This window comes from Chitinophaga sp. 22308 (assembly GCF_052045305.1).
Taxonomy (GTDB): Bacteria; Bacteroidota; Bacteroidia; order Chitinophagales; family Chitinophagaceae; genus Chitinophaga; species Chitinophaga varians_A.
In genome coordinates this window covers 774,368-801,134 of record NZ_JBQEOP010000005.1, presented here as the reverse complement: position 1 = coordinate 801,134, position 26,767 = coordinate 774,368, and the positions used below count along the sequence as shown (strand labels likewise).

General features: G+C 51.3%; 18 protein-coding genes. 11 read left to right on the top strand and 7 right to left on the bottom strand.

Annotated elements, in window-relative coordinates:
* Positions 1-445: 445 nt before the first annotated feature.
* From ACTJJS_RS23600 to ACTJJS_RS23590, 3 genes are all read left to right on the top strand, one after another.
* Positions 446-3,628, top strand: coding sequence for a SusC/RagA family TonB-linked outer membrane protein (locus ACTJJS_RS23600; RefSeq protein ID WP_440665472.1), 3,183 nt, complete (start codon positions 446-448; stop codon positions 3,626-3,628).
* Positions 3,629-3,642: 14 nt separating this feature from the next.
* A complete protein-coding gene (locus ACTJJS_RS23595; protein WP_211092649.1) occupies positions 3,643-5,073 on the top strand; it encodes a SusD/RagB family nutrient-binding outer membrane lipoprotein in 1,431 nt (476 codons plus the stop codon).
* A 135-nt stretch (positions 5,074-5,208) separates the two neighbouring features.
* Entirely contained in the window at positions 5,209-5,835 is a 627-nt protein-coding gene (locus ACTJJS_RS23590; RefSeq protein WP_440665471.1) for a hypothetical protein, read from the top strand.
* On the opposite strand, the gene ACTJJS_RS23585 is transcribed toward ACTJJS_RS23590, so the two are convergent.
* The 6 genes from ACTJJS_RS23585 to ACTJJS_RS23560 form a co-directional block, all read right to left on the bottom strand.
* Positions 5,832-6,422, bottom strand: a complete 591-nt coding sequence (locus ACTJJS_RS23585) for a LutC/YkgG family protein (protein ID WP_440665470.1) — start codon at positions 6,420-6,422, stop codon at positions 5,832-5,834. The two genes, ACTJJS_RS23590 and ACTJJS_RS23585, sit on opposite strands and share 4 nt — an antisense overlap.
* Positions 6,403-7,818, bottom strand: a complete 1,416-nt coding sequence (locus ACTJJS_RS23580; RefSeq protein ID WP_440665469.1) for a lactate utilization protein B — start codon at positions 7,816-7,818, stop codon at positions 6,403-6,405. The genes ACTJJS_RS23585 and ACTJJS_RS23580 overlap by 20 nt, the downstream gene beginning before the upstream one ends.
* 9 nt (positions 7,819-7,827) lie before the next feature.
* The gene (locus ACTJJS_RS23575) at positions 7,828-8,571 is read right to left on the bottom strand and encodes a (Fe-S)-binding protein (protein WP_168871594.1); all 744 of its coding nucleotides are present in this window, start codon (positions 8,569-8,571) and stop codon (positions 7,828-7,830) included.
* A 65-nt stretch (positions 8,572-8,636) separates the two neighbouring features.
* On the bottom strand, positions 8,637-9,422 hold the full coding sequence (locus tag ACTJJS_RS23570; protein ID WP_440665468.1) for an SDR family oxidoreductase: 786 nt from the start codon (positions 9,420-9,422) through the stop codon (positions 8,637-8,639).
* 87 nt (positions 9,423-9,509) lie between these two features.
* On the bottom strand, positions 9,510-10,631 hold the full coding sequence (locus tag ACTJJS_RS23565; protein ID WP_343747034.1) for an acyltransferase family protein: 1,122 nt from the start codon (positions 10,629-10,631) through the stop codon (positions 9,510-9,512).
* Positions 10,632-10,745: 114 nt separating this feature from the next.
* Positions 10,746-11,576 (bottom strand): YitT family protein, encoded by an 831-nt coding sequence (locus tag ACTJJS_RS23560; protein WP_440665467.1) that lies wholly within the window; start codon positions 11,574-11,576, stop codon positions 10,746-10,748.
* A gap of 508 nt (positions 11,577-12,084) precedes the next feature.
* Between ACTJJS_RS23560 and ACTJJS_RS23555 the strand changes: the two genes are divergently transcribed.
* The 7 genes from ACTJJS_RS23555 to ACTJJS_RS23525 all read left to right on the top strand — a co-directional run bounded on the left by ACTJJS_RS23555 (position 12,085) and on the right by ACTJJS_RS23525 (position 22,224).
* Positions 12,085-12,954 carry a hypothetical protein gene (locus ACTJJS_RS23555; RefSeq protein WP_440665466.1) on the top strand — a complete coding sequence of 290 codons (870 nt, stop codon included), beginning with the start codon at positions 12,085-12,087 and terminating at the stop codon, positions 12,952-12,954.
* A gap of 586 nt (positions 12,955-13,540) precedes the next feature.
* Positions 13,541-14,386, top strand: a complete 846-nt coding sequence (locus ACTJJS_RS23550; protein WP_440665465.1) for an energy transducer TonB — start codon at positions 13,541-13,543, stop codon at positions 14,384-14,386.
* Positions 14,387-14,750: 364 nt separating this feature from the next.
* Positions 14,751-17,330, top strand: coding sequence for a phosphoenolpyruvate carboxylase (locus tag ACTJJS_RS23545; RefSeq protein WP_440665464.1), 2,580 nt, complete (start codon positions 14,751-14,753; stop codon positions 17,328-17,330).
* Positions 17,331-17,492: 162 nt separating this feature from the next.
* Complete coding sequence (gene gndA, locus ACTJJS_RS23540) at positions 17,493-18,914, top strand: NADP-dependent phosphogluconate dehydrogenase (RefSeq protein WP_168871601.1); 1,422 nt, start codon at positions 17,493-17,495, stop codon at positions 18,912-18,914.
* A gap of 24 nt (positions 18,915-18,938) precedes the next feature.
* Positions 18,939-20,444: a glucose-6-phosphate dehydrogenase gene (gene zwf / locus ACTJJS_RS23535; RefSeq protein WP_168871602.1), complete on the top strand. Its 1,506-nt coding sequence runs from the start codon at positions 18,939-18,941 to the stop codon at positions 20,442-20,444.
* Between the two features lie 123 nt (positions 20,445-20,567).
* Complete coding sequence (pgl, locus tag ACTJJS_RS23530; protein ID WP_168871603.1) at positions 20,568-21,293, top strand: 6-phosphogluconolactonase; 726 nt, start codon at positions 20,568-20,570, stop codon at positions 21,291-21,293.
* 172 nt (positions 21,294-21,465) lie between these two features.
* Positions 21,466-22,224, top strand: coding sequence for an amidohydrolase family protein (locus ACTJJS_RS23525; protein WP_440665463.1), 759 nt, complete (start codon positions 21,466-21,468; stop codon positions 22,222-22,224).
* 38 nt (positions 22,225-22,262) lie between these two features.
* Here the strand turns inward: ACTJJS_RS23525 and ACTJJS_RS23520 are convergent, their stop codons facing one another.
* Positions 22,263-23,726, bottom strand: coding sequence for an FMN-binding glutamate synthase family protein (locus ACTJJS_RS23520; protein ID WP_440665462.1), 1,464 nt, complete (start codon positions 23,724-23,726; stop codon positions 22,263-22,265).
* A 401-nt stretch (positions 23,727-24,127) separates the two neighbouring features.
* Here ACTJJS_RS23520 and ACTJJS_RS23515 point away from each other — a divergent pair, with 401 nt between their 5' ends.
* Complete coding sequence (locus ACTJJS_RS23515; protein WP_440665461.1) at positions 24,128-26,737, top strand: family 20 glycosylhydrolase; 2,610 nt, start codon at positions 24,128-24,130, stop codon at positions 26,735-26,737.
* The last annotated feature ends 30 nt before the right edge of the window (positions 26,738-26,767 follow it).

Below are 26,767 nucleotides of genomic sequence, written 5' to 3'. Positions count from 1 at the left end.
AGGACGGTCCTTTCGGCTGTCCCTGTTGCCTTTGAGCTGATCGTCCCCGGGCTTGTGCCCGGGGATTCCTCCTACTTATTCCCCATCATTATCTCCCATAACCATTAATTATAGTGATGCCCTGCCTGGCCGCCACCCTATATATTGATCTATTGATCAACCGTTTATATGTTGATGATAGATGATCAGAAGCAGAAAAATCAGTAATAATCAAATAAATCAGAGTTATGTTTAGTCTATCGGTTTTGTAGATTAATAAATCTTGATTACTTTTGCGCGAGATATCTGGTCATGTGCACGCGATTGTCATTCCTGACGGTTGTACAGCCATGATCACACCAACGATCGTACACCAACTGCAAAGACCAAAACCAAATCGGTAGTAAACGGAAGAACCATAGTTGTCCGCCAACGACCAAAACTATTTTTAAATCACCAGTTACGAATGAAGTACGTACAAAGGCTGCTCGGCCTGTTGCCCGCATTATTGTGGCTACAGCAGAGCTTTGCCCAGGAAATCAGGGTAAGCGGGGTAGTCACCTCCCGCAACGATGCACAGCGTGTACCCGGTGCTGTTATACGGGTAAAAGGCGCTTCCCGCGGCACACAAGCGGATGCTGACGGTAAGTATACGATTAATGCCAACGCTACCGATACTTTACAGGTGTCCTTTATCGGTTTCCAGACAGCCCTGGTGCCGGTAGGCAACAATCGCGTGGTGAATATCGCGCTGGAAACGTCTGACAGCAAATTACAGGAAGTGGTGGTGACCGCGCTGGGCATCTCCAAAGAGAAAAAATCACTGGGATATGCGGTGCAGGAGCTGAAATCAAAGGATATCGCTGAAGCAAGGGAAACGAACCTCGTCAATGCGCTGTCAGGAAAAATTGCCGGCGTACAGGTAACCAACAGCCAGGGCAGCCTCGGGTCTTCCCGTATCGTGATCCGCGGCGAAACCTCTATCGCAGGGAATAACCAGCCACTATTTATCCTGGACGGTATCCCGGTAGACAACAGCCAGCTGGGCGTTGGCACGGGCCGCGACTTCGCGAACGCCATCTCGGATGTGAACCCCGATGATATCGCTTCCATCAGCGTGCTGAAAGGCCCCAATGCGGCGGCATTGTACGGCTCCCGTGCATCCAACGGCGTAGTCCTCATCAAAACAAAAACAGGCAAAGACGTGAAAGGCGGCTTAGGCGTCACCGTCAATTCCAACGCCACATTCGACAAAGTGCTGATCCTGCCTGACTTCCAGAACGTATATGGTCAGGGCGCCGGAGGCCAGTTCTCCTATAAAGATGGTAAAGGCGGCGGCCTCAACGACGGTACAGACGAAAGCTGGGGCCCTAAAATGGACGGCCGTCTTATCCCGCAGTTCTTCTCCAATGGCGAAGCCGTGCCGTTTGTGCCACATCCCAACAACGTAAAGGACTTTTACGAGACCGGCTATACGCTTAACAACGGTCTGGCTGTAGGCGGCAGCTCTGAAAAAATAGACTACCGTTTTTCTTACAATAATACCAAACAGGCAGGTATTCTGCCTAACACGGGCATCACCCGCAATACTTTCACGGCCAGCAACACATTCCGCATTGCGCCCAAACTCACGCTCAATACCTACGCCAATTATATCCGCAGCAGCGCAGATAACCTGCCCGGCGTAGATGGCAGAAGAGGCAACAGCGTTACCTTACAGTTTATCTGGTTTGGCCGCCAGGTAGACGTGGCCAGGCTCCGGGACTATAAAAACCCCGATGGCACCGACTACAACTGGAACCACAGCTACTATAGCAATCCTTACTGGATACAAAATGAAAATACTGTCAGCCAGCTGCGTAACCGCTTCTTCGGAAACGCCCGCCTGTCATATGAAATCACCGACTGGCTGACCGCCAACCTCCGCATCGGTACTGACTACTACCAGGACAGAAGAAAATACAAAATCGCTTACTATACCAACGGCACTCCTTTTGGCTCTTATACAGAAGATGCTTACATGGTAAATGAAACCAATGGAGAGTTTACTCTCAACGCCAAAAAGCAACTGAGCCATGACTTCAACCTGGACGTGCTCGCAGGCGGTAACATCCGTAACAACCGGTTTGAACAAAACTATCAGCAGGCGCCGAAACTGGCAGTGAAGGACGTATATACGCTCAATAACTCCCGTGATCCGCTGATCTCTACCAGCTCCTTCACCAGGCAGCGGGTATACAGCACCTTCGGTTCTGCACAGCTCGGGTTCCGCAACTACGCCTTCCTGAACGTGACAGCCCGTAACGACTGGTCGTCCACGCTCCCGGTAGAAAACAACTCTTATTTCTATCCTTCCGTGAATGGAAGCCTCGTGCTCTCCGACGCACTGAACATTAAAAGCAAAGCCCTGACACTGCTTAAAATCCGCGGCGGCTGGGCACAGGTAGGTAAAGACACAGATCCCTATCAGCTGATCAACACTTATCCGTTCAATCAGCCATTCGGACAATATCCGTTGCTGACCGTATCGGATAAGTTCCTCGCCAGAAACCTGAAACCGGAAATTACCAGCTCTACAGAACTGGGACTGGAAGCGGGTTTCATCGATAACCGCATTCGCCTCGATCTCACCTGGTACCAGTCCAACAGCCGCAACCAGATCCTGCTGGCAGACGTGAGCCCTACTACCGGCTACCTGAAAAAACTCATGAACGCCGGTGAGATCAGTAACAAAGGCGTGGAAGTAATGCTGGGTGTAACGCCGGTGTCTACACGCTCCGGTTTCCGTTGGGACGTTAACGTTAACTACGCCCGTAACGTGAGCAAAGTAGTGGAGCTGGACAAGGAAGGTTTCCTGAACAACTATGTACTGGGCAGCAGTGGCAATATGCAGGTGTTGGCCAGCAAAGGACAACGTTATGGCGCACTGTACGGTGCAGCGTACCAGCGTGACGCACAAAACAGGATCATCGTTAATGCTGACGGTACGCCGGCCATCGACCCCAATAAAAAGATACTGGGCTATTACACGCCCAAATGGACAGGTGGTATTTACAATACTTTCACCTTTAAAGGTTTCAGCCTCGGTTTCCTGATAGACACCAAACAGGGCGGCTCTATCTATTCCGGCACCAACTATACCGGTAACTATACCGGTGTACTGGCCACCACATTGCCAGGCCGTGATGAGGAACACGGTGGTTTGCCCTACTACCGCAGCGGCCAGCAGAATATCCAGCTGCCGTCACATTCCGCTACCGCTCCCAATGGCGCCGAAGTACACCATGATGGTATCATCTTCGACGGTTATACGGCGGATGGTAAAAAGAATAACGTCATCCTGGGCGCAGAGGATTATTACAAAGCCGTATACAACAGCAGCCTGAATGAAAGCTCCGTTTTTGACGCTTCTTTTATCAAGCTGCGTGAAATCAAGCTGGGTTATACATTGCCCAAAACACTGACTGACCGCTGGAAGCTACAGTCTGTGAATATTGCGCTGGTGGCCAGAAACCTGGGTTATCTGCAGAAACATGTCCCCAATATTGACCCGGAAACCGCTTTCAATACCGGCAACGGTCAGGGCCTGGAGACACTGCAAATTCCTACCACCCGCAGCATCGGCGTTAACCTGAATGTTTCATTTTAATTACGCACCGGATTATGAAAAAATTGTTGATACCAACTTACCTGTTGTTCGCTATTGTGCTGCTGGCTTCCTGCCGCAAAGACCTGGAGCGGATCAACAAGAACCCGAACGAACCTGTCACCGTACAGCCGGATTACCTGTTGAGCAACGGCATCAAAGCCAATGTGGATACCTACTGGGGACCTGATGCGGCCATGGACGGAACACTGTTGTATGTCCAGTACTGGTCCAAAATACAATACACAGACGCCGACCGTTATATTGCCGGAGCTACCGGTACACAGAACGTGTGGAGCAATTTTTATGCACAGGGTATTGAAGACTTTACCACGCTGGCACAGCTGGGTGATAGTCTGCATAACCCCAATTATAAAGCCGTGGCCGTGATCATGCGCTCCTGGATTTTCCAGCAGCTAACTGATCTCTATGGTGATGTGCCTTACAAACAGGCAGGCCAGATTGCTCAGTACCTGACACCGGTATACGACAGCCAGAAAGATGTGTACACCGGTTTGCTGGACGAGCTGAAACAGGCTGCGGCCACCATCACGCCCGGCAGCAACAACATCGATGGCGACATCCTCCTGGGCGGTGATGTCACCCGCTGGAAGCAGTTTGCCAACGGCCTGCGCATACGTATCGCTTTACGTATAGCCGACCGCGAACCGACAATCGCCAAAACGGTATTTGACGAGGTGACTGCCGGCGGTGCCGGCGCGTTGTTGCCCAAAGACGCTGTGGTGAAACTCAACTACCTCGCATCGCCCAACCAGAACCCGGTAGGCCGCAACCGTGAAACCCGCAATGACTACCGTATCAGCAAATCCATTGTAGATAAGTTGAAGGCTTTGAACGACCCACGGTTAAGCATATACGCTACCATGCCCAAAGATACCAATGTGATCATCGGCGTGACCAACGGTCTTCCCAGCGATTCCGCTGCCAGACTTGGATTCAGCAAAACATCCGATGCCGGTGCGGTGTTTACCGCCACCACCGCTCCGGCGGTTTTGTTCAGCTATGCAGAACAACTGTTTATCCTGGCAGAAGCAGCGCAACGCGGTCTGGTTGCCGGTGACCCGCTCACGCTGTATAATCAGGCTATCGCCGCTTCCTTTGTGCAATATGGTCTCTCTGAAGCCGCTGCTGCTGTTTATGCGGTACAACCGGGCGTCGCTTATGACGCGCTGAACTTTAAGAAAAGTATCGGTGAACAGAAATGGCTGGCGCTCTTTGGTCAGGGTATCGAAGGCTTCACCGAATGGAGAAGGCTGGACTATCCCCAGCTGAAGGCTGCCTATGCCGGCGCGCTGGGCGGCAGTATGCCGGTAAGATTTAAATATCCTTCCAGTGAGCAGGCGCTCAACGGCACCAATTACAAGGCGGCTGTTGCCAGACAAGGCGCAGACCTGCTGACCACCAAACTGTGGTTTGACAAGTACTAGTTTTAGCTGTTGATAAATTGAAAGCCGGCGTGAGGATTCATGCCGGCTTTTTTTATAATTTCCAAACATACATTTAAAAAATTAACATATAATAAATAAAGTTTTTAATTTAGCGGCATCAACAACTGACCGGGAATGCATAGAGTATTTTTATCCTTATTGATTGTATGTGCCACTGCTTGCCATAATAATACTGCCGATGATGAACCCACTGCCGTGCCGGCTCCCTCTGAACTGGCCATCACCTCACTGGAAAAAGTGGAAGACGAAGACTCGGTCCTGGAAGCCCATGAGGACATTGACTGGAAAGAGATAGAAGTCTTTCAGTTTTCGAAAGCGTTGATAGACAACAAAGTGCCGCTGCACACCACCTTACCGCGCTTCACGGCGGCGCTGGGCGAAGCGGACAGCCTGGTGGAGCCCAACTGGGAATATCTCTGCGGCACTCAGTTTGAAGATAATTTCCAATACTTCTATAAAGACGGCTCCCGTTTTGAATTATACAAAGACACGCTTTATTGCAGTGAATACAAGCTCACAGCAGGGCATACGGTAGTGCATGCAGGTGTTACTTTCAGCAGCAACACCACATGGGCAGATGTGAAAAAACATTTTCCGAGAGCAGTACAACAGGCGGAAAATGGTGGCTATACAGATATGATCACCCTGCGGGACGCAGATGTGGAAGACAACGACAGCAGTGTACGTTTTTATTTTGAGAACGGGAAACTGGTACGTATTGTCTATTTTGTTCCCTGTTAAGCTAACAGGTAGATACTCAGGCTTCTGGCCCCCTGTGCGCCATGTACCAGTACCGCGCCGATGTCTGCGGTAGCGGAAGGTCCCATCATAAAACAGCCGTAGGCCGTATCTTCCAGGTGTATGCGCAGGTAAGCGTCATACATATCTCCTACGATAGCCTGTGGTGACAGCAGAATGACCAGGTGCTGCGACAGAAACCCCAATGCATTCACCACCAGGTCTTCTTCGGTGAGCCATACCATACCGTTTTCCGCTACGCCAAAACGGGCGCGGATAACACCTACGTCTACATCGGCAAGGTCATGCGGATTATTAACGGCATGAATGTCCCGGTTACCGGTTATTTCAGGCGTCGCGGAACAGATGACTTTTGCCTGCGCATACTGTGACGCCAGCAAAGCCTGGGCTGCTGCGGCATCAGCAGGCCGGAACACTTCGCCGCCGGCATCTTTTACGCGGTTTTCAAAAGCGGCCAATAAATCGGTTTTCATACGGGGAAAATCCGGTGTTTCCGGATAGGCGGTCTTGTTGGCAGGCATCTGGCGCTCTACCGCTGCCAGTACCTGATTACGGGCGTTGTTCTCCATGTTCATTGTTTTTAGCTCGGTATTGTAAATACCATTCCCGGAATGTTTGTCCGGCGAAATGGGGTAACTCACGGTGACGCCCCCACGGATTTAAAACCCTGTTGTACAGCAGGAAGTCCGGCGTGAAGCGGATAGCTCCGCTGGCCATGGTTTCGGCGCTGCGGAAAAGCTGTGGATGCTCGAAGATCTTACCGGCAGCGCCGAAGGCCAGCCGGCGCGATACAGGCAGGTATTTCTTCGCTGCCATCACTTTCCGCCATTGCAGGATCTGGTCGCTGATGTTGATCTTCACTGGACATACTGCTGTGCAGGAGCCACATAACGAGGAATGGTAAGGAAGTTCGCTGTACCTGGATTCATCAAAAGTAGGGTCGAGGATAATGCCGATAGGGCCGGAATAGGTGGCGCCATATGCCAGACCGCCGCTGCGGCGGTAAACAGGGCAGGTGTTCATACAGGCGCCGCAACGGATACATTTCAGGGAGGTCCAGAAATCGGGCATGCCCAGCCGCTTACTGCGGCCGTTGTCGGTGAGGATGATATGCAGCTCACCGCCTTTACGCGGACCGCTGAAATGAGAGGTGTATTGGGTAGCCAGCGTCCCCAGTGCGCTGCGGGACAAGAGGCGGATAAAAATGCCCAGGTCTTTTACTTTGGGCAACAGTTTCTCTATGCCGATACTGGCAATATGCACCGGCGGAACGGCCGCGCCGATGTCGGCATTGCCTTCATTGGTACATACCACGAAGCTGCCGGTTTCGGCAATCGCGAAATTGGCGCCTGTCATGCCGGCACCGGCTTCCAGGAAGCGCCGGCGCGCATTGTCTCGCATGGCTTCGGTGAGGTAGTGCGGGTCTGTGTTACGCGGGTCAGTGCCGATAGTACGGGCAAACAGCTGTGCCACATCTTCCGCCGTTTTGTGGATGGCGGGCATCACAATATGGCTGGGCGGCTGATCGTCCAGCTGCTGTATCCTTTCCCCCAGATCGGATTCGGTAACGGTAATGCCGCGGTTTTCCAGGAAAGCGGTCATGCCGCATTCTTCCTGCAGCATGGATTTGCTTTTGATGACGGCGGTAATGTTCTTTTCCTGCAGGATATTCCACACATGCTGGTTGTGCTCTGCTGCGTCCCTGGCCCAGTATACTTTAGCGCCACGTTTGATGGCATTGGATTCAAATTCCAGGAGATAGTCGTACAGATGGGTGAGGGTGTGCTCCTTGATCTGTGAAGCCAGCTGGCGAAGGGTTTCCCATTCGGGTACTTCACGCGCGGCAGCATCCCTTTTCATACGGGCGGCCCACAGGTTTTTGTCGTGCATCGGTTCATGCACGTCGTCCAGTGCCAGAAAGGCGGCGGCGTGGGCGGCAACATCTACTTTTTTATCGTCTCCCATAAAAAAATATTAAAAAGGACCTCCGTTCAGTACCTGTGCCACATGCAGGAACTTCAGGTGGATGCCTGCTTTCCGGGCGATCCCCTGCTGATGCATGAGACATGACATATCGGGTGAAACAACAAACTCGGCATCGTGCCGCATATAATCGTGTACTTTGTCAATGCCCATACTGGCGCTCACGGCTTCATCGGTCACGCAGAAGGTGCCGCCAAAACCGCAGCATTCGTCCGGCCTGTCCATCGGCACCAGTTCCAGGCCTTCTACCATCTGTAACAATCTGGCTGTCTTATTAAAGGGAGTGCCCATCGTTTCGGATGGCAGGGCGATACCCAGCCCGCGGATGGAGCTGCAACTATTGTGCAAACCCACCTTGTAGCGAAAATAGGCCCAGGGAAAGGCTGCTGCTTTGACGATATCGTGGAGAAATTCCACCAGTTCGTAGGTCCGTTCCCGTACGTGCAACACTTCGGGGCTTTGTGGAATAGCGTCAAGATGAAGTTTTACGTGTTTCACGCAACTGCCTGCCGGCCCTACGATATAGTCAAATTCCCGGAAGTTGTCCACAAACAACTGTTCGGCGGCAGCGGAGTGTTGCTGGTCGCCTTCGTTGGCCATCGGCTGGCCACAGCAGGTCTGGTTCAACGGATATACGACTTCCAGTCCGAAGCGCTCCAGCAGCTCCAGCGTGGCAATACCTGCCTCGGGGTAGATAGCGTCAATGTAACAAGGAATAAACAAGCCAACTCTCATACAGGACTATTTGCAGATGTACTAATGCATAACAGCAAAGTCAGGATATTGGTTGACCGTAAAAATTAAGACACCGGTGTTCTGCCGCCATCTACCGCGATGCTGGTACCGGTGACGTAGGACGCGGCAGGGGAGGCCAGGAAAGCGGCCATGGCGGCTATTTCATGCGCTTCGCCAAACCGTTTCATGGGTATCTCGTTCCGCCATTCTTCTGCTACGACGTCCGGTGATACGTTCCGTGCAGCAGCGGTGGCGTTGAACAGTTTCTCCAGCCGGTCGGTGGCAGTGGAACCTGGCAGCACATTGTTGACAGTGATACCGTGCTGTGCCAGTTCATTGGCCAGTGTTTTAGCCCATGCAGCCACGGCCCAGCGGGTGGTATTGGACACGCCGAGGTTCTTTAACGGGGCTTTTACAGAGGTAGAGATAATGTTGATGATACGGCCATATCCTGCCTGCATCATACCCGGAACCAGCGCCTGCGCCAGTACCTGGTTACAGAGCAGGTGTTGTGAGAAAGCATCGGAAAATGCAGTAGTGGAAGCCTGTAAAACAGGACCGGCGGCCGGTCCGCCGCTGTTATTAACGAGGATGTGAACCGGACCTTCCAGGGCTAAGTCTGCCGCCAGGTCGGTTATCTCGTCCAGATTAGTGAAGTCAGCTGCAATATAACGGTGCGGTTGCCCCGCATCGGCAGCGAGTTGGGCAACGGCGGCTTTCAGCTTTTCTTCGTTGCGGGCAGTGAGGATACAGGTGGCGCCCAGTGAGGCCAGCTCTATGGCGGTGGCCAGGCCGATGCCTTGTGAACTGCCACATACCAGCGCGGTTTTACCTTGTAAGGATATATTCATTTGGTTATTTTTTTATTTGGATATTTTAGCCTTTCAGTGGGTTGCTTTAAATGCCCAAATATCCAAATAAAAAAATAACCCAATAGTTTATACGCGGACGTAGATCTTCCTTTTATCGAGAATAAGCCCGACTGTCCAACAGAGCAGCATAAACGCCAGTGAAAACAGGAGGGAGCCGAATTTACCGGGAGACAACGGTTGGAAGAGCTGGTCATTGATCCATTGATACAACGACTGGTCGCCCACCCGGAAGAAGTAAAACAGGATAGCGAGCACTTCGGACAACAGGTAAAGGAACAGCGGATTTTTACCGAAAACGGTGAAAAAGCCGGTGCCTTTGGTAAAGCCGGCCATGTCAATCAACTGTATTAAGAGCGATAACAATATCAGGTCGATGCCCACCGTGAGCAGGACGTAGGAGCTGGTCCACAGTTTTTTATTGATCGGGAAAACAGTGTTCCAGGCATAGGCGAGTATAATAAGACCTACACCGGCGAGGGCCATCCGCAGCAGTCCCTGCTGTGTGCGCCCTTGCTGTTGCACAAAAAGGCCGGTGTAATACCCTGCCACCACGTTGACTACCGCCGGGAAGGTGCTGAGTATCCCTTCGGGGTCAAAGGCAAAGCCTTCTCCATGATAAAGATGGTTATCGCCCATGATCAGTTTGTCCAGCGTCAGGCCTGCATTGCCATGGATACCGTACTGGTCGCCAGGGGTGCCGCAGAACCACAGGATGGCCCAGTAGCCGAAGAGGAACAGGGCACTGACGGTCCACACGCCTTTTTTAGGGAGATAATGTATCAGCAACGAGGCAATGCAATAACAGAGTGCAATACGTTGCAACACGCCGAGAATACGGGTGTGGCTGAACGGTTTGAAGGCCAGGCCTGCATCGGTGTGTTGTACAAAGGGAAACCAGTACATGAGGTATCCCAGCAGAAAAATAAGGAAGGTGCGTTTGAAGATTTTACCTAAAACAGCGGCGTTACCCAGCTGTTCGTATTTTCTCATGCTGAAGCTCATGGCGTTGCCGACGGCAAAAAGAAAGGAAGGAAATACCAGGTCGGTGGGCGTCCATCCATGCCAGGGGGCATGGTCCAGCGGCCAGTAGGTGCCTCCTGTGCCGCCGGTGTTTACAATGATCATGAAGCAAACAGTCATGCCGCGGAACACGTCCAGCGGTAAAAAGCGTTGGGAGCTTTGTGTCATTTTCCCCGGGTTATTTGGTTGATAAGATGGTAAGGAATGCGTTTGAGTGTCTACAATATAGACATCTCTTTTCCAAAATCCAAATACCCCGGAAAAATGAGCGACTGGAAACTTTTATTTGGAGAACCCTTTACCTAATACCTCGTGTACTTCGTGGATCACTACAAAGGCTTCAGGGTCAGCCTCCTGCACCACTTCTTTGAGGCGCATCAGCTCCTGTTTGCCGATAATAACATATAAAACTTCTTTCGGATCGCCGGTATAGGCGCCATGGCCATGCAGTACAGTCGCGCCGCGCAGCATCTCGCCGGTGATCTTTTGTGCAATCTGAGGGGTATGCTGGGAGATAATGGTGATCGCCCTTTTGGTATTGAGGCCGTCTACAATATAATCCACTGCCCGCGCGCCGATGTATACTGCGATAAAGGTATACATCGTTTTTTCCAGCCCGATGATAAAGGACGATGCTGCGATGACCATAATATCAAATATCAGCATGGCATTGCCGAGCGACCAGCCCAGGTATTTCTGGCACATCCGCGCTACGATGGCCGACCCGCCGGTGGTGCCGCCCGAAAGGAATACCAGGCCGATGCCAATGCCTACCAGCAAACCAGCGAAGATAGCGGCCAGTAAGGTATTGGAGGTAACAGGGGTGAGGGTGTTTTCTGTCAGGTACAGGAAAAGGGAACAGAAAATGATGCCCAGGATGGTGTATAACATCACCCGCCTGTCCAGCAGCCGGTAACCCGCAATGATCAGGAACACGTTGATGATCAGGTTGGTGATGCCGGGCGACCAGCCGAAGTAATAATAGGTAACGATGGTAATGCCGATAACCCCGCCTTCAGAAAGTTTATTGGGGATGGCCAGGTAGTTGATACCTACAGCAAATATCAGTGCGCCGGCGATCAGCAGCAGGATATTCTTCACATGTGATTTCATGGGGCAAAAATAAATGATTTATGTATGCAAAATATTCCTGTACCGGCTGCTGTCCCCGCAACTTAACACGAAAAAAATCTTAAAATTTATTTGGAATTATTAAAACTCGATGTATATTTGTCTACCAATTCAGTAGACTAATAGTTTACGATCATACAAAGGGAGGACAAGGCAATACTCCCGGCATCCTTTGAGCCACCAGCAAAGAGCAGCCGCCATTAATTGACAATTGTGTAAAACAATACACTATGAATCGGCATACTCAGGACTGTGGACTGCGTTCCCACACGTTGTATATATCAAAGGTGAATCATACCTGTTTCCATCACAAGATAGTGCTGCAAAGTTGTTGTGGCTGTTGACCGATCATCTCGCGTTCTGTAAGCTGTAAATAGAATGCCTGGTCAGGCCTGCGGGGATGGTATGCTGCAAATTTATTGGTGGTAAATTTTTCAGTATCATACCTACCCGCGCCTCCTGGCATATTACCCATCCAAAATCACTTGCTATGAAAACGTTCGGATACATCCTCCTGGCGGCTGCGTGGACAATTGCTTTACCAGCCAGCGCACAACAGGCTTCAGATACAATAACGGTAACGGGTACACGTTTTACATTTCCTCTTGTACAGGAATGGATAGATCAGTTCCGTCAAACACACCCCGGTACCGTATTCCGGCTGGTATCGCCCAGAGACCCTGCGGCGGCACAGGCAGCCATCCATTTTACCGCACAACGGATCAATCATAAAAATGAACAATTTCAATATACACCGGTAGCGCGCTATGCACTGCTGCCAGTGGCCAATTCCCATAGCAGCTACGCTGCGAAACCCCTGACGGTAGACGCACTGCGTACATTGTATTTCAAAGAGGAAGGAGCAGCAGCCACACCGGAAAAAGCAGTGGTATATAACCGCCGCGAGAAATCCTGCGCCCCGGTTACCTTCGCCGCTTTCTACGGCGCCGCCTTTGAAGATATCAAAGGGAAACAGGTGCCGGGCGACGACCAGCAACTACTGAAAGCCGTACAGGAAGATCCCGCTGCGATATCCTTTAATAATCCGGGTTTCATCTATGATCTGCGCAACCGTAAACCGGTACACGATATCACCGTGATACCGCTCGACCTGAACGGGAACGGACAGCTCGAAAGCACGGAAGAATTCTACACCGATCTGGATATATTGATCAACCGGCTGGAAACAGCACCCCCGCCGGGTATTCCCATCGAGGAGGTCGTGCTGAGTTATGACCGCTCCCTGAATAAACAGAAACCCGTGATACAAGCCTGGGTGCAATACATCCAGACCGCAGGGCAAGGCCAGTTACATCATTTCGGTTTCCTGGCTACCCAGCCGGCAACCGCCAGCAGATAACAACGGAAGCTATATACTCCGGTAAAGAGGCGTTATCCCGAACAATACTGGTGGGTGTTGTAGGATGACCGCCTCGCCAGCCGGAGATCATTACCTGACTTTATTTGTCCTATGAGAACGCCTGTTGCTCATCAGGGAACAACTAATGAGAAAAGGCGTAGTAACGTAAACGCTTATACTTTTTTCGGAAAGCCTAATTTTATCATGAAGGAACCATCTGTTTTCAGGTAAGGCTCCCAGTGCCAGCAAGTCCCGGTCGCGCACCGGGGCTTCTTTTTTTACAACGTTATGTGAACGATTTAAATCCCCGGTGCTATGACCTTGTCTGGAATGCCATCTGCAGCAACAGTGTACTGGTGAATGCACATAATTCAATCTGAGTATAAATTTATCAGCCGCTGAAAAAAAATATAACGGTATGGTATATACGAAATCTGTTCCCTGCCGTTATTATGACAATATAACTTGCCGGTTACCTTGTTGTTCCCTGTTAGCCACGCCCGGTCATCTCGCGCCGGGAAAATTTTTTTTCATTTTGTTATGGAAAATATTTTGCTGCGCCATCTAACTAATAAACACATTTACCATGGACTCAGCTAAAATCCCGGGGAATGATTTCCTCGACATCCTTTTCGAAGGAAGAAACAAAGACTATGGGGCTTATGCATTACGCAACCGTTATGACCGGCGTGTACGCAATGCCGTTATGGGCACCGCTTCTATTGTATTGGTAGTGATGGGTGGATATGTGCTGAATAATACATTAATGGCGCGGGACATCGTGGACAAACCCCTTAGTCTTGTGCACGAACTCCCTAACATGATTGACGTGGAAAAGCCGCTTCCAGATCCGGTTTTACCGCCACCGCCGCCGGTACAGGCAGTACCGCCCCCAGCCGCGCCCACTGTGGATTTCGCCAGCCTGGTGGTGGCGCCTGACAAAGACGTAAGCCCAGACGAACAACCGCCGCGCATCAAAGACATCGGTGACAAGGCCATCGGTTTTGAAAACAAGGATGGAGACCCGAATGGCCGCCCCGAAGGATTGGATGATCTCAGAGGTCCCACCACAGGCGTTGTAGATGTGCCGGTAGCTCCAGAACGAGAAGAGAGGTTCACTTTTGTGGAGTTTATGCCGGAGTTTCCTGGTGGTGAAGCGGCGTTGATGAAGTACCTGAGCAAGAACTTACGGTACCCGAATATGGCACAGGAAAGTGGTATTCAGGGAAGCATATTCGTTCAGTTTGTGGTGAACAAAGACGGTAGCATTTCAGAAGTAAAGACAGTGGGTGCCCATAAAGGTGCTGGTCTGGAGGAAGAAGCTGTCCGCGTAGTGAGTAAAATGCCTAGCTGGAAACCAGGCAAACAAAACGGAAAGGCGGTAACCGTCATCTTTAATCTGCCGGTCACTTTTAGACTCGATAATCAATAGCACCGGCCTGCCATCCATTTAACCTGAACACCTATACGCTCCGTTACCCGATTCCATCATTTTTTATTCATTTAACCTTAAAAAAAATTGCAATCGACTGATTGTACGGGCACCGCCATGACCATGTACGTCAGTTTCCTTTCCGCTGTTCTCATACCTATGCGTGTCCCGGCCTGTATTTTGCGATCTGCTTAATGCGGCCGGGATTTTTAGTTTTCTTATTAGAAAATATTCAAACATTTTTGTTTTGTGTAAAATAATAATCAAAAAATAAAGCGTTTGATATATAAACAACTAAACAAAATAATTATTAATTTAACGGCCGCTTAGTTCTCTTCTTCAGCACTATAAACGGATTTTTAGTATGGAAGCGCCGGTAAACAACTCGTTGCAGCAGTTTAAGAACCTTGTTGGCACAAAGTTCCAGCTGTATAACAGTCTCTTCACCTCTTTGCCCTTTCACCGGGTAGAGAAGACGGGCATCTTTCTTTCCCTTTTCCTCCTCCACTGCGAGGAAGGATATGCCCGCGGGAATAGTCCCCAGACCATTATGGACTCCTTCTTTGAACAGTATACTACGTATACGGACGAGCAGCAACGGACGGACCTGCTGTTTCGCTTCGTACAGTACGCAGAAAGGCAGGTGGTACTGTTCGACGCCCTGGAAGATGCCGCATTCCGCTATATCCGCGACCTGGAAGGCGCCGGCACCCTGCGCCACCTGCAATCGGAAGTCATCCAGGAGCAGGCACAGGCCAAACTGAAGGAAAAACTGAAGCATTTCTCCGTCCGCCTTGTGCTGACGGCCCACCCTACCCAGTTCTATCCCGGCGAAGTGCTCGGTATCATCAACGACCTGGCCCGGGCGCTTGTGGAGGAAAATACCTCCGAGGTGAACATGTACCTGCAACAGCTGGGCAAAACACCCTTCTTCAAAAAAGAGAAGCCCACACCCTATGATGAAGCCATCAGCCTGGTGTGGTTCCTCGAAAATATATTCTATCGCGCCGGTGGCCGTATCCTTTCTTTCCTGAAAGCACAGTTCCCCGGGGCCGTCAGCAGCAGCAACCCGGTTATCCGCATGGGCTTCTGGCCCGGTGGCGACCGTGACGGCAATCCCTTTGTGAATGCCGCTACCACCGTGGAAGTGGCCGCAGCCCTCCGTGCTTCGATCATGCGCTGTTACTTCAGGGAGGTACGCAACCTGAAACGCCGCCTCACCTTCAAGGGCGTGGAAAACGTGGTGGCCGCACTGGAAGACAAACTGTCGCGCAACCTCTTCACCGCCGGCCATAAAGCGGATATCAGCCGCCAGGAAATACTGGACACGCTGGCGGATATACGAAAAACAATCGTGGAGCAGCACAACGGACTATTTGTACACCTGGTGGATAACCTGGCCAGTAAAGTGGAAATCTTCGGCCTCTACTTCACCTCCCTGGATGTCCGCCAGGACAGCTCTGTCCATGAGGCGCTCATAGCCGCCGTGGTCGACAAAACCGATGCGCTCCCGAAAGATTATGCGTCCCTCAACGATGCAGGCAAAATCAAAGCCCTGCTTAATATCAGCAAGGCCGTTGACCCGGCGTTGCTGGACACGCCCCTGCATCAGGACAGCCTGCGCACCGTGGCCGCCATCAAACAGATACAGGAGGCCAACGGCGAAGAAGGCTGCCACCGCTATATTATCAGTCATTCTACCAGCGAGCTCAATGTAATGGAAGTATATGGCATGTTCCTGCTCAGCGGCTGGCAACGGGAGTCCATGACCATCGATATTGTGCCGTTGTTTGAAACCATCGATGACCTGCGCCACGCCGGACGAGTGATGAAAGCGCTGTATGAAAATGCGGAATACCGCGAGCACCTGCGCCGCCGGCAATGCAAACAAACCATCATGCTGGGTTTCTCCGACGGCACTAAAGACGGCGGATACCTCATGGCCAACTGGAGCATTTATAAAGCCAAAGAAGAACTGACACGCATCTCCAAAGAATACGACGTGGACGTGGTGTTCTTCGACGGCAGGGGAGGTCCTCCCGCCCGTGGCGGAGGAAAAACCCACCAGTTCTATGCCTCTATGGGCCGCAACATCGCCAACCGGGAAATACAACAGACCATACAGGGGCAGACCATCAGCTCCAACTTCGGTACCGTGGACGCCGCCCAGTTCAATATGGAGCAGCTGGTACACGCCGGTATTACAAATGAGCTGTTCTCTTCCCGCGAGGTGACCCTCACCGAAGCGGAGGAAGACCTGCTGCAGTCCCTTGCTGATGCCGGGTATGCGTCTTACAACAAACTGAAGAACCATCCTTATTTTCTGGAATACCTGGACCATGCCAGCCCGCTGCGGTATTATGCTGAAGCCAATATCGGCAGCCGTCCAAGTAAACGTAACGCCAATGCAAAGCTCAACCTCAATGATCTGAGGGCCGTGCCTTATGTCGGCGCCTGGAGCCAGTTGAAACAAAATGTGCCCGGTTACTATGGTGTGGGCAGCGCGCTCAAACACCTTGATGAACAAGGCAGATGGCCGGAGCTGGAGCACCTGTACCAGCATTCGCTGTTCTTCCGCACCCTGCTCGATAACTGCGAAATGGCCATGAAAAAGAGCTATTTCCCGCTTACCGCCTATCTGGCCAAACATCCGCAGTACGGGGAGGTATGGCAGGCGATTTATGATGAGTTCGAGCTGACCAAAAAGTTCCTGCTCCGCCTGACCGGCGAATCAGAACTGATGGAAGCCAGCCCGATCGACCAGTTGTCTATCCAGATGCGGGAGCGGATCGTACTGCCTTTGCTCACCACGCAGCAATACGCGCTGACACGCCTGCGTGAGCTGGACGCTGATCCCAATAACGGCCATGGCCGTGAAACGTATGAAAAACTGATCATGCGTTGCTCCTTCGGTATCATCAACGCCGGCCGTAATTCAGCCTAAGAATTACGAATTACAAATTACGAATTACGAATTGAGGGCTTGCTTATGGGTAGTTTACTTGTTAAATCTGCCAGAAAGCGGGCCCTCAATTCGTAATTCGTAATTTGTAATTCGTAATTGTTCCCTACTTTTACATCTCCTTTAGCTTAACTACACTTCAATATGGCAAACAGCTTATATGACTTTGGAATGATTGGCCTGGGGGTAATGGGCCGGAACCTGTTACTCAACATGGCGGATCATGGCTTTTCCGTGATCGGCTTTGATAAAGACGCTGCTAAAAATGCCGCGCTGGAATCTGCCGCAACTCCCGGAACAACCGTGAAAGGAGTTGCAGAGCTGGCTACCATGGTACAACTGCTGGAACGTCCGCGCAAGCTGATGATGCTGGTACCTGCTGGTCAGCCGGTGGATGATGTAATTGAATCCCTCATCCCGCTGCTGGAGCAGGGCGATGTGGTGATAGACGGGGGGAACTCCCATTATACTGACACTTTACGCCGGGTCCAGTACCTCCGCGAAAAAGGCATCCACTTTATGGGGATGGGCGTTTCCGGTGGAGAGCAGGGCGCCCGTACAGGCCCAAGCATTATGCCGGGCGGCGATCTCGACGCGTATGCCAAGGTGAGGCCCATGCTGGAAGCCATTGCGGCCAAAGTAAAAGACACTCCCTGCGTGGCCTACCTCGGTAAAGAAGGTGCCGGCCACTACGTTAAAATGGTGCACAACGGTATTGAATATGCCATTATGCAACTGATCAGTGAAAGTTATGCCCTGTTGCAGAAAGGCGCAGGACTCAATAACGACGAGCTGCACCAGGTATTTGCAGAATGGAACAATGGCGCATTGCAGTCATTCCTCGTGGAAATCACCGCAGACATCTTCAAACAACAGGATGATAAAACATCCGCCCGTTTGCTGGACGTGATCTCTGATAAAGCCGGCTCCAAAGGCACCGGCAAGTGGACTTCACAAGACGCGATGGAACTGCCGGTGGCAGTACCGGTGATAGACACAGCGGTAGCGATGCGTACACTCTCGGGCTACAAAGACCAGCGCCTGGAAGCTGAAAAGCTGTACACCGCGCCGGACCAGACCATTCATGTAAGCCGTGACATGTGGATCAAACAGGTGCATGATGCCCTGTATTTCGCCACTATCCTGAGCTATGCACAGGGACTAGCCATGCTGCACGAAGCTTCCCGCGACCTGCAGATGGAAATCCCGCTGCCGGAAGTAGTGAAAGTATGGAGAGGCGGTTGTATTATCCGCTCTTCCCTCCTGGAAGTGTTCACACAGGCCTACCAGCAAGACGCCAACCTGGCCAATATCCTGCTGGACAAAGGCGTGGCCTACCTCGTACAGTCTGTGGAAGCCAACACCCGCAGCGTGGTGGCACAGGCGGCACAAGCCGGTATACAGGCCGCAGGCTTCATGTCTGCCCTGTCTTACTTCGACGCGTTCCGTACCGGCAGAATGGCGACCAACCTGATACAGGCCCAGCGCGACTATTTCGGTGCGCATACTTACCAGCGGACAGACATCCCTGGTACTTTCCACACCGAATGGCAGCGTAACAACTAATAAAGTTCATTATTAATTTAATATATGCAGATCCATAAACGCCCTCCTGCTTCCATCCTCTTTATTTTCGGGGGCAGCGGCGATTTAAACTACCGAAAACTAACACCTGCGTTATACAATCTTTTCCTCGACGATTGGATGCCCGAGCAATTCGCTATTGCCGGTTTGGGCCGCAGCCCGTATTCCGACGACGATTACCGTACCCACCTGCTGGACGGTATCACCAAATTCTCCCGCAGAAAAGGTGAACAAAACGGCCACTGGAAAGATTTTAGTCAACATGTGACTTATCTCCAGATGGACGCGGAAGATGCTGCTGCCTATTCCAAGCTGGCCGATTTCGTGAAGCAGAAAGAAGAGGAATGGGGCGTACATCCTAACGTTATCTTTTACCTGGCGGTAGCGCCGCAGCTGGTGCCCAATATCGCCACCCGCCTCGGTAACCTCAACCTGTGCAGTGACAAGCACTGTACCCGCATCGTGGTCGAAAAACCATTCGGCCATGACCTGCAAAGCGCTCACGAGCTGAATGAGCTGCTGGCTTCTAAATTTACCGAAGAACAGATTTTCCGTATAGACCACTACCTGGGCAAGGAAACCATCCAGAATATCCTGGCTTTCCGCTTTGCCAATGCGCTCTTCGAGCCGGTATGGAACCGTAACTTCATTGATAACATCCAGATCACGGCAGCAGAAAGCGTAGGCCTCGAAGGCCGTGGCGGTTATTATGAAAGGGCCGGCGCCCTGCGTGATATGGTGCAGAACCACATCCTGCAGGTCCTCTGTATGATCGGTATGGAAGCCCCCGTGTCTTTCGACGCCAATGAAATCCGGAATAAAAAAGTGGACGTGCTTAACGCCATCCGCCGTATTACACCGGATAAAGTGCACGAATTCGCAGTACGCGGTCAATATTCTTCCGGTTGGAAAAGAGGGGAAAAAGTAGTCGGTTACCGCGAAGAGAAAGGAGTAGACCCTAAATCCAACGTGGAAACCTACGCGGCAGTGAAATTCTACATCGACAACTGGCGGTGGCAGGGTGTGCCTATCTATGTGCGCACCGGTAAATACCTGAACCAGAAAGCGACCAATATCATCCTGCAGTTCAAGGAAGCGCCTCACTACGCGTTTCCGCAGGAAGCAGCCCAGACATGGCGCCCCAACAGGCTCACGATCAGCATTCAGCCGGAAATGGATATCCGTATCCGCTTCCAGGCCAAACGTGCCGGTCAGACCATGACACTGGACCCTGTAGATATGACCTTCAATTATGAAGACGCCAATGGCGAACATGCACCGGAAGCATACGAAACCCTGCTGCTCGACGTGATGGAAGGTGATGCCACCCTCTTCATGCGCGGCGATCAGGTAGATGCTGCCTGGAAAGTGATCATGCCTATCCTGGAGACATGGGAAAACCGCACCCCGCAAGACTTTCCGAATTATGCCCCGGATTCATGGGGACCGGACGACGCGGACGCCCTTATCGCCAGAGACGGACATACATGGATTAATTTACCTTCTAAATAATTACGAATTACGAATTACAAATTACGAATTGAGGAGCCGTTTTCAGGCAGTTACTTAGTAACCATTTCAAAAGTGGACCCTCAATTCGTAATTTGTAATTCGTAATTCGTAATTCCTGATTTTATGGAACTACACATCGCCAAAGATCCCGCCCAGCTCAGTGAAAACGTGGCTGCCTGGATCAGCAACTATATACAGGAAGTATTACAGGACCAGGAAAAGTTCACCTTTGTACTGTCCGGCGGTAATACCCCCAAACAGTTATACTCGCTGCTGGCAAAACCTCCTTATGCCGAAATTATTCCGTGGGAAAAAATACATTTCTTCTGGGGCGATGAACGTGCTGTGCCCTTTGAAGACGAACGCAACAACGCCCGCATGGCTTATGACGTGCTGCTGGACAAAGTGCCGGTAAATCCTGATAATATCCATGTAATGCGCACAGACATTGGCCCTGAGCAGTCTGCCCTTGAGTATGAACAAATACTGCGTAAATATTTCAAGGATGAAGAGCTGACCTTTGACCTGGTGTTATTGGGAATGGGTGACGACGGTCATACCTTGTCCCTCTTCCCCGGTATGCCGGTGGTGCATGAAGAGGAAGCCTGGGTGAAAGCATTTTTCCTGCCTGCGCAGGACATGTACCGTATCACGCTCACTGCTCCGGTAGTGAACGATGCGGCCTGTGTGCTGTTCCTGACTACGGGCGCTAATAAGGCGCTCACGCTGAAGAGCGTAATAGAAGGCACTTTCGACGCTGATAAATTCCCTTCCCAGCTGATCCGTCCGCAGGAGGGTGAGCTGCACTGGTTTGTGGACGAGGCAGCTGCTTCCGCCATGGAACTATGATAATATAATGCCTGCTGATTCGCCTGATATGTTTGTTGCAGGAAGATAATTTTGACTTGGAGAGATTTATATATTGCACCAAACAAATTATTTTTTATTCAGTAATTAACCGTTACTTTAATGCGATAAACGCATCAGGCGAATAAGTAGTAATCATGTTATTCTCAGTTTTATGTTTGATAAGCCCATATATGATGCACATTTGCACATTATTGACCCCAGGTATCCTTTGATCCCCAACAACGGATACGTTCCCCCTACCTTTACTGTTGACGATTACCGCGAAAGAGTGGCAGCGCTTCATTTGAATGTAACCGGCGGCGCAGTGGTGTCCGGCTCTTTTCAGGGTTTTGACCAACAATACCTGCTGGCGGCCTTAAACGCATTGGGGCCGGGTTTTGCAGGCGTTACACAAATCCCTGCCAATACAACCGACGAGGAAATCGTCGCACTGCACCATGCGGGCGTACGCGCTGTACGCTTCAATATTCAGCGGGGCGGATCAGAAAGCATTCAATACCTGGAACAACTGGGTAAAAGGGTGTATGACCTTGTTAAATGGCATGTGGAGCTGTACGTTGATTCCCGGCAACTGCCCGGTATTTCCACCACGCTGCATAAGCTCCCTAAGATCGTGATCGATCACCTGGGCTTGTCAAAAGCAGGCTTCAAACACCTGCTGCCATTGGTGGAAAAGGGCGCGATCGTTAAAGCTACCGGCTTTAGCCGCTGCGATTTTGATGTGGTCACCGCCATGCGGCAAATCACCGCTATCAATCCGGCTGCACTGGTATTTGGTACAGACCTGCCATCAACGAGGGCGCCTAAACCCTTCGCACTGGCAGATCTGGAGCTGATTACCAAAAATTTCCCGCTTTCACTGGCAGAGAAAATTTGTCGCGATAACGCCCGCGCCCTGTATCAGTCATAAGTTTCCTGATTATTTAATTCGGACAGGCCGGAAATACGCTATATCCCGAAATTCCAGGTGTCTGTCGTCACGGTGTCCAGCTGTTCCTTCAGATGGGCAGGTATCTGGCCTTCCAGCAGGAAACCCTGCGGGGTGCTGGGATAGATATCTTCAAAAGTGCGGATCTGGTTCATGAACACCCGGCGGAAGATATGCCGGCGGGTAATTTTATGCGGGTCGGGAAGACCGATGGCAGCTGTCAGTTCCACGGCGCTCTCAATGGTGTCGCGGTGATAGTTGGCCACCCGTTGTTTTTTGTCATCCACTACAAGGCCGGCGGCCAGCCATTTGTCCTGTGTGGCTACGCCGGTAGGACAGCGGTTGGTATTGCACAGTAACGCCTGTATGCAGCCAAGGGCCATCATCATGGCGCGGGCGCTGTTGCAGGTGTCTGCCCCTAAAGCCAGTGCCCGCAGCAAGTGGAAGCCTGTCAGCACTTTACCGGATGCAATGATTTTTATATGGTGACGGATGTTGAAACCTGTCAGCGTATCATGCACAAAAGCCAGTCCGTCCATCAGCGGCATGCCCACGGAGTTGGAGAATTCCGGCGGCGCAGCGCCGGTACCGCCTTCTCCGCCATCTACCGTAATAAAATCAGGGTAGATGTCTGCCTCCATCATCGCTTTACAGATGGCGTAGAACTCCCGGTGCTGGCCGATGCACAGCTTGAAACCGATTGGTTTGCCGTTGCTCAGCTCACGCAGCTTTTTGATGAAAAGCATCATCTCCCGCGGACTGTTGAAGGCCTTGTGGAAAGGAGGGGAGTAGACGGTGGTATGTGGTTTTACGTGGCGGATAGCGGCTATCTCAGGAGTGTTTTTAGCTGCCGGTAAGATACCGCCATGGCCAGGCTTGGCGCCCTGTGAGAGTTTTAACTCAATCATTTTTATCTGTGGCAGCACGCTTTTTTCTGCAAACAGTTTGTCAGAGAAATTACCATCTTCATCGCGGCAACCGAAATAACCGGTACCAATCTGCCAGATAATATCGCCTCCCTGTTTCAGATGGAAATCGCTGATGCCACCTTCACCGGTGTTATGCGCAAAATTGCCGATTTTGGCACCTCCGTTCAATGCCTCTACTGCATTGGAACTGAGCGATCCGTAGCTCATGGCGCTCACATTGAAGATGCTGGCTGAATAAGGCTGGCGGCAATCACGGCCACCAATGACCACCCGCGGGTCTTTATTCATCGTGTCAAAATCGTGCGGCTGTATGGAATGGGCCATCCATTCATACCCTTCCGCATATACGTTGAACTGTGTACCGAAAGGCTGCGAGTCCAGTTCCCGCTTGGCCCGTTGATAAATAGTGGACCGGTCTACCCGGTTCACCGGGCTGCCGTCAATATCACTCTCCACAAAGTACTGGTAGATCTTAGGACGCAGAGCCTCCATCCAGTAACGCATACGCCCGAAAATGGGGTAGTTGCGGATGATAGCATGTTTTGTCTGCATCATGTCCATGGCCCCCATAATAATGAGCGGCAAGACAAGAATGAGCAACCAGTAAACCCAGGGAAAAAAGAAACCAAGACCAATGATGAGAATCAAGCTTGCAATCGAACATCCAATAAACGCTTTTGCCATAAAATAAATCGTTTAATCGTTAGGCTACTAAAGTTAAATAAAATATCCTCAGAACGGTGCCGTCATACTGCAATCGATTAACAAAAGCATCCGGCCTATTGTTGCAGCCAGGGGCCTGCTGTACGCTTATTTGTATTTATGGCGGATAGGTTTTATATTACACGGATGCTATGGAGGGTGATAGACACGACCGGTACCAATGCCATTTTCATCCACCTGTATTCATAACCATTGTAGCATTCATTTTTATCGTTTTTTAATTTATTCAAAACATGATCAGGCATAAGTTTTTAGGGAAACTCATGACAACGGGACTGTTGCTCGCCGGCACCTCCGTTTTTGCCCAGACCAAAAAAGCTGCTCCGTTTGACGCTACCCGCTTGAAAACCAGCTGGGAAGTGGGGGAAAACAATTACCAGGGAAAAGCCAATTTCCTGTCTACCTTCACGTTTGTCAACACCAGCGACAAACCCTTTCCAGCCAAAGGCTGGGAGTTGTATTTCAACTTCGTGCGTACGGTAAAGGATGGCGTTTTGCCGGGGAATATAAAAGTGGAGGGCATCAACGGCGACCTGTACCGCTTTACGCCCACAGCGGATTTTGCCGGCATCAAACCGGGAGATTCCCTGAAGCTGGGCATCGTAGGCGACGCCTGGGCTGTTAACTTCACGGATGCCCCGGCTGGCCTGTACCTCGTATGGGACGATCAGAAAGAAACGGGCCTGCCCATAAAGGACTATACTATCCGCCCTTCTACTACCGCGAAACAACTTATGCGTTATCCCGGCGATAAAACAGCCGTTATAACGCCAACGGATATATTTAAACAGAATGCTGCCATTAAGGACATACCTGCTTCGCAGCTGCCATTGATTTTCCCCACACCGGTGTCTGTTACCGCCTCCGGCGGGACGCTGGTGCTGGATGCTCCCCCGGTGGTCAGGGCAGATGCCGGCCTGGAGGCAACAGGCAAATTCCTCGAAAACGAAATGACGGTTTTGCTGGGCAAACGCGCTCCCGGTAAAAAAACGGTGACCTTCCAGCTGGATAAAAGCCTGGCCGCCAACGCCTATACACTGAAAGTGACGCCTGAAGGCGCTGCCATCACCGCTGGTAGCGACGAAGGCGCTTTTTATGCCATTCAGTCCCTCAAATCCCTGATAGCACCTGCTGCATGGTCTGCGGTGCAGAAATCTGTCAGCATTCCCGCTGTACAGGTGAGCGACCACCCGCGCTTCAACTACCGCGCATTCATGATAGATGTGGCCCGTAACTACCATAGTAAACGTGACCTGCTGCGTATCCTCGATGTAATGGCGCTGTATAAACTGAACGTATTGCACTACCACTTCAGCGATGATGAAGGCTGGCGCCTGGAAATACCTTCCCTGCCGGAGTTAACGCAGGTCGGCGCCAAACGTGGCCACAGCACCGACTGGAAAAATATGCTGCCGCCATCTTATGGTTCCGGCCCAGACACCAGCAACGCTGCCGGCTCCGGTTACCTCACCCGCGCCGATTTTATAGAAGTGCTGCGTTATGCAACGGAAAGGCATATACGTGTACTGCCGGAAATAGAAACGCCGGGCCATGCCCGCGCTGCGGTAAAATCCATGGAGTCCCGCTACTATCGCCTCAAAGCGGCTGGTAAAGACAAAGAAGCCGCCGAATACCTGCTCTCTGACCTGGAAGATAAATCCGAATACCGCTCCGTACAGAACTGGAACGACAACGTGATGAACGTCGCCCTGCCTTCTACCTACCGTTTCCTGGAGAAAGTGGTGGATGAACTGCAGTCCATGTATAAAGAAGCCGGTGCGCCACTGACGGCTGTGCATATGGGCGGTGACGAAGTGCCTCATGGCGTGTTCGAAAAATCCCCTGCCTGCCTGGCCCTTATGCAGCAGGATAAAAGCATCAAAAATGTGAACGACCTGTGGTACTACTACTATCGTAAAGTGAATGACCTGCTGAAAGCCCGCGGACTGGAAACAGCCGGCTGGGAAGAAGCCGGTATGCGTAAAACCACGATCGATGGCGAAGCGGCCAGCATTCCCAATCCGGACTTTGCCAATGACAATTTCCAGCTCAACGTATGGAACAATGTTATCGGCGGCGGACAGGAAGATCTGTCCTATCGCCTGGCGAATGCAGGCTACAAAATTATCCTGTCCGGCGTGAGCAATTTCTATTTTGACATGGCCGCCATGAAATCCTTCGATGAACCGGGATTCTACTGGGGCGGTTTTGTGGATGTAGACAAACCATTCTATTTCATTCCTTTCGATTATTATAAAAACTCCAAGGTAGATGGCAGAGGTAATCCCGTAACACCTGCCATGTTCGTGGGCAAAGACAGGCTGACAGGCTTTGGGCAGTCCAATATCCGTGGCCTGCAGGGTTTGTTGTGGAGCGAAACCGTGACCACTTCCGACCGGATGGAATATATGATGCTGCCTAAGCTGCTCGGTCTTGCAGAAAGAGCATGGGCGCAGGACCCGGCATGGGCCACTGAAAAAGACACCGCCAGGGCTGATGCCATGTATGCACAGGCATGGAGCGTGTTTTCCAATGTAATGGGCAAACGTGAAATGCCAAGACTGGACTATTACAATGGCGGCTATAACTGGCGTATTCCTACTGCCGGCGTATCTGTAGACGAAGGCACTGTAAAAGTAAATGTGCAGATGCCAGGACTGGTGATTCGTTATACTACTAACGGTGAAGAGCCTACGTTAAAGAGCCCGGTATACAACGGCCCCATCCAGGCCGGTGGCAAAGTAGTGAAAGTAAGGGTGTTTAATACCCGCGGCCGCAGCAGCCGTACTACTACCGTGAAAGTGCCACAACCCAGCGCGCAGCTGAAAAATAACAGGAGTTAATTACGAATTACAAATTACGAATTACGAATT

Coding starts and splice junctions, on each gene's coding strand:
- ACTJJS_RS23600 (WP_440665472.1), top strand. CDS start 446: ATGAAGTACGTACAAAGGCTGCTCGGCCTGTTGCCCGCATTATTGTGG.
- ACTJJS_RS23595 (WP_211092649.1), top strand. CDS start 3,643: ATGAAAAAATTGTTGATACCAACTTACCTGTTGTTCGCTATTGTGCTG.
- ACTJJS_RS23590 (WP_440665471.1), top strand. CDS start 5,209: ATGCATAGAGTATTTTTATCCTTATTGATTGTATGTGCCACTGCTTGC.
- ACTJJS_RS23585 (WP_440665470.1), bottom strand. CDS start 6,422: ATGGAGAACAACGCCCGTAATCAGGTACTGGCAGCGGTAGAGCGCCAG.
- ACTJJS_RS23580 (WP_440665469.1), bottom strand. CDS start 7,818: ATGGGAGACGATAAAAAAGTAGATGTTGCCGCCCACGCCGCCGCCTTT.
- ACTJJS_RS23575 (WP_168871594.1), bottom strand. CDS start 8,571: ATGAGAGTTGGCTTGTTTATTCCTTGTTACATTGACGCTATCTACCCC.
- ACTJJS_RS23570 (WP_440665468.1), bottom strand. CDS start 9,422: ATGAATATATCCTTACAAGGTAAAACCGCGCTGGTATGTGGCAGTTCA.
- ACTJJS_RS23565 (WP_343747034.1), bottom strand. CDS start 10,631: ATGACACAAAGCTCCCAACGCTTTTTACCGCTGGACGTGTTCCGCGGC.
- ACTJJS_RS23560 (WP_440665467.1), bottom strand. CDS start 11,576: ATGAAATCACATGTGAAGAATATCCTGCTGCTGATCGCCGGCGCACTG.
- ACTJJS_RS23555 (WP_440665466.1), top strand. CDS start 12,085: ATGAAAACGTTCGGATACATCCTCCTGGCGGCTGCGTGGACAATTGCT.
- ACTJJS_RS23550 (WP_440665465.1), top strand. CDS start 13,541: ATGGACTCAGCTAAAATCCCGGGGAATGATTTCCTCGACATCCTTTTC.
- ACTJJS_RS23545 (WP_440665464.1), top strand. CDS start 14,751: ATGGAAGCGCCGGTAAACAACTCGTTGCAGCAGTTTAAGAACCTTGTT.
- gndA (WP_168871601.1), top strand. CDS start 17,493: ATGGCAAACAGCTTATATGACTTTGGAATGATTGGCCTGGGGGTAATG.
- zwf (WP_168871602.1), top strand. CDS start 18,939: ATGCAGATCCATAAACGCCCTCCTGCTTCCATCCTCTTTATTTTCGGG.
- pgl (WP_168871603.1), top strand. CDS start 20,568: ATGGAACTACACATCGCCAAAGATCCCGCCCAGCTCAGTGAAAACGTG.
- ACTJJS_RS23525 (WP_440665463.1), top strand. CDS start 21,466: ATGTTTGATAAGCCCATATATGATGCACATTTGCACATTATTGACCCC.
- ACTJJS_RS23520 (WP_440665462.1), bottom strand. CDS start 23,726: ATGATGCAGACAAAACATGCTATCATCCGCAACTACCCCATTTTCGGG.
- ACTJJS_RS23515 (WP_440665461.1), top strand. CDS start 24,128: ATGATCAGGCATAAGTTTTTAGGGAAACTCATGACAACGGGACTGTTG.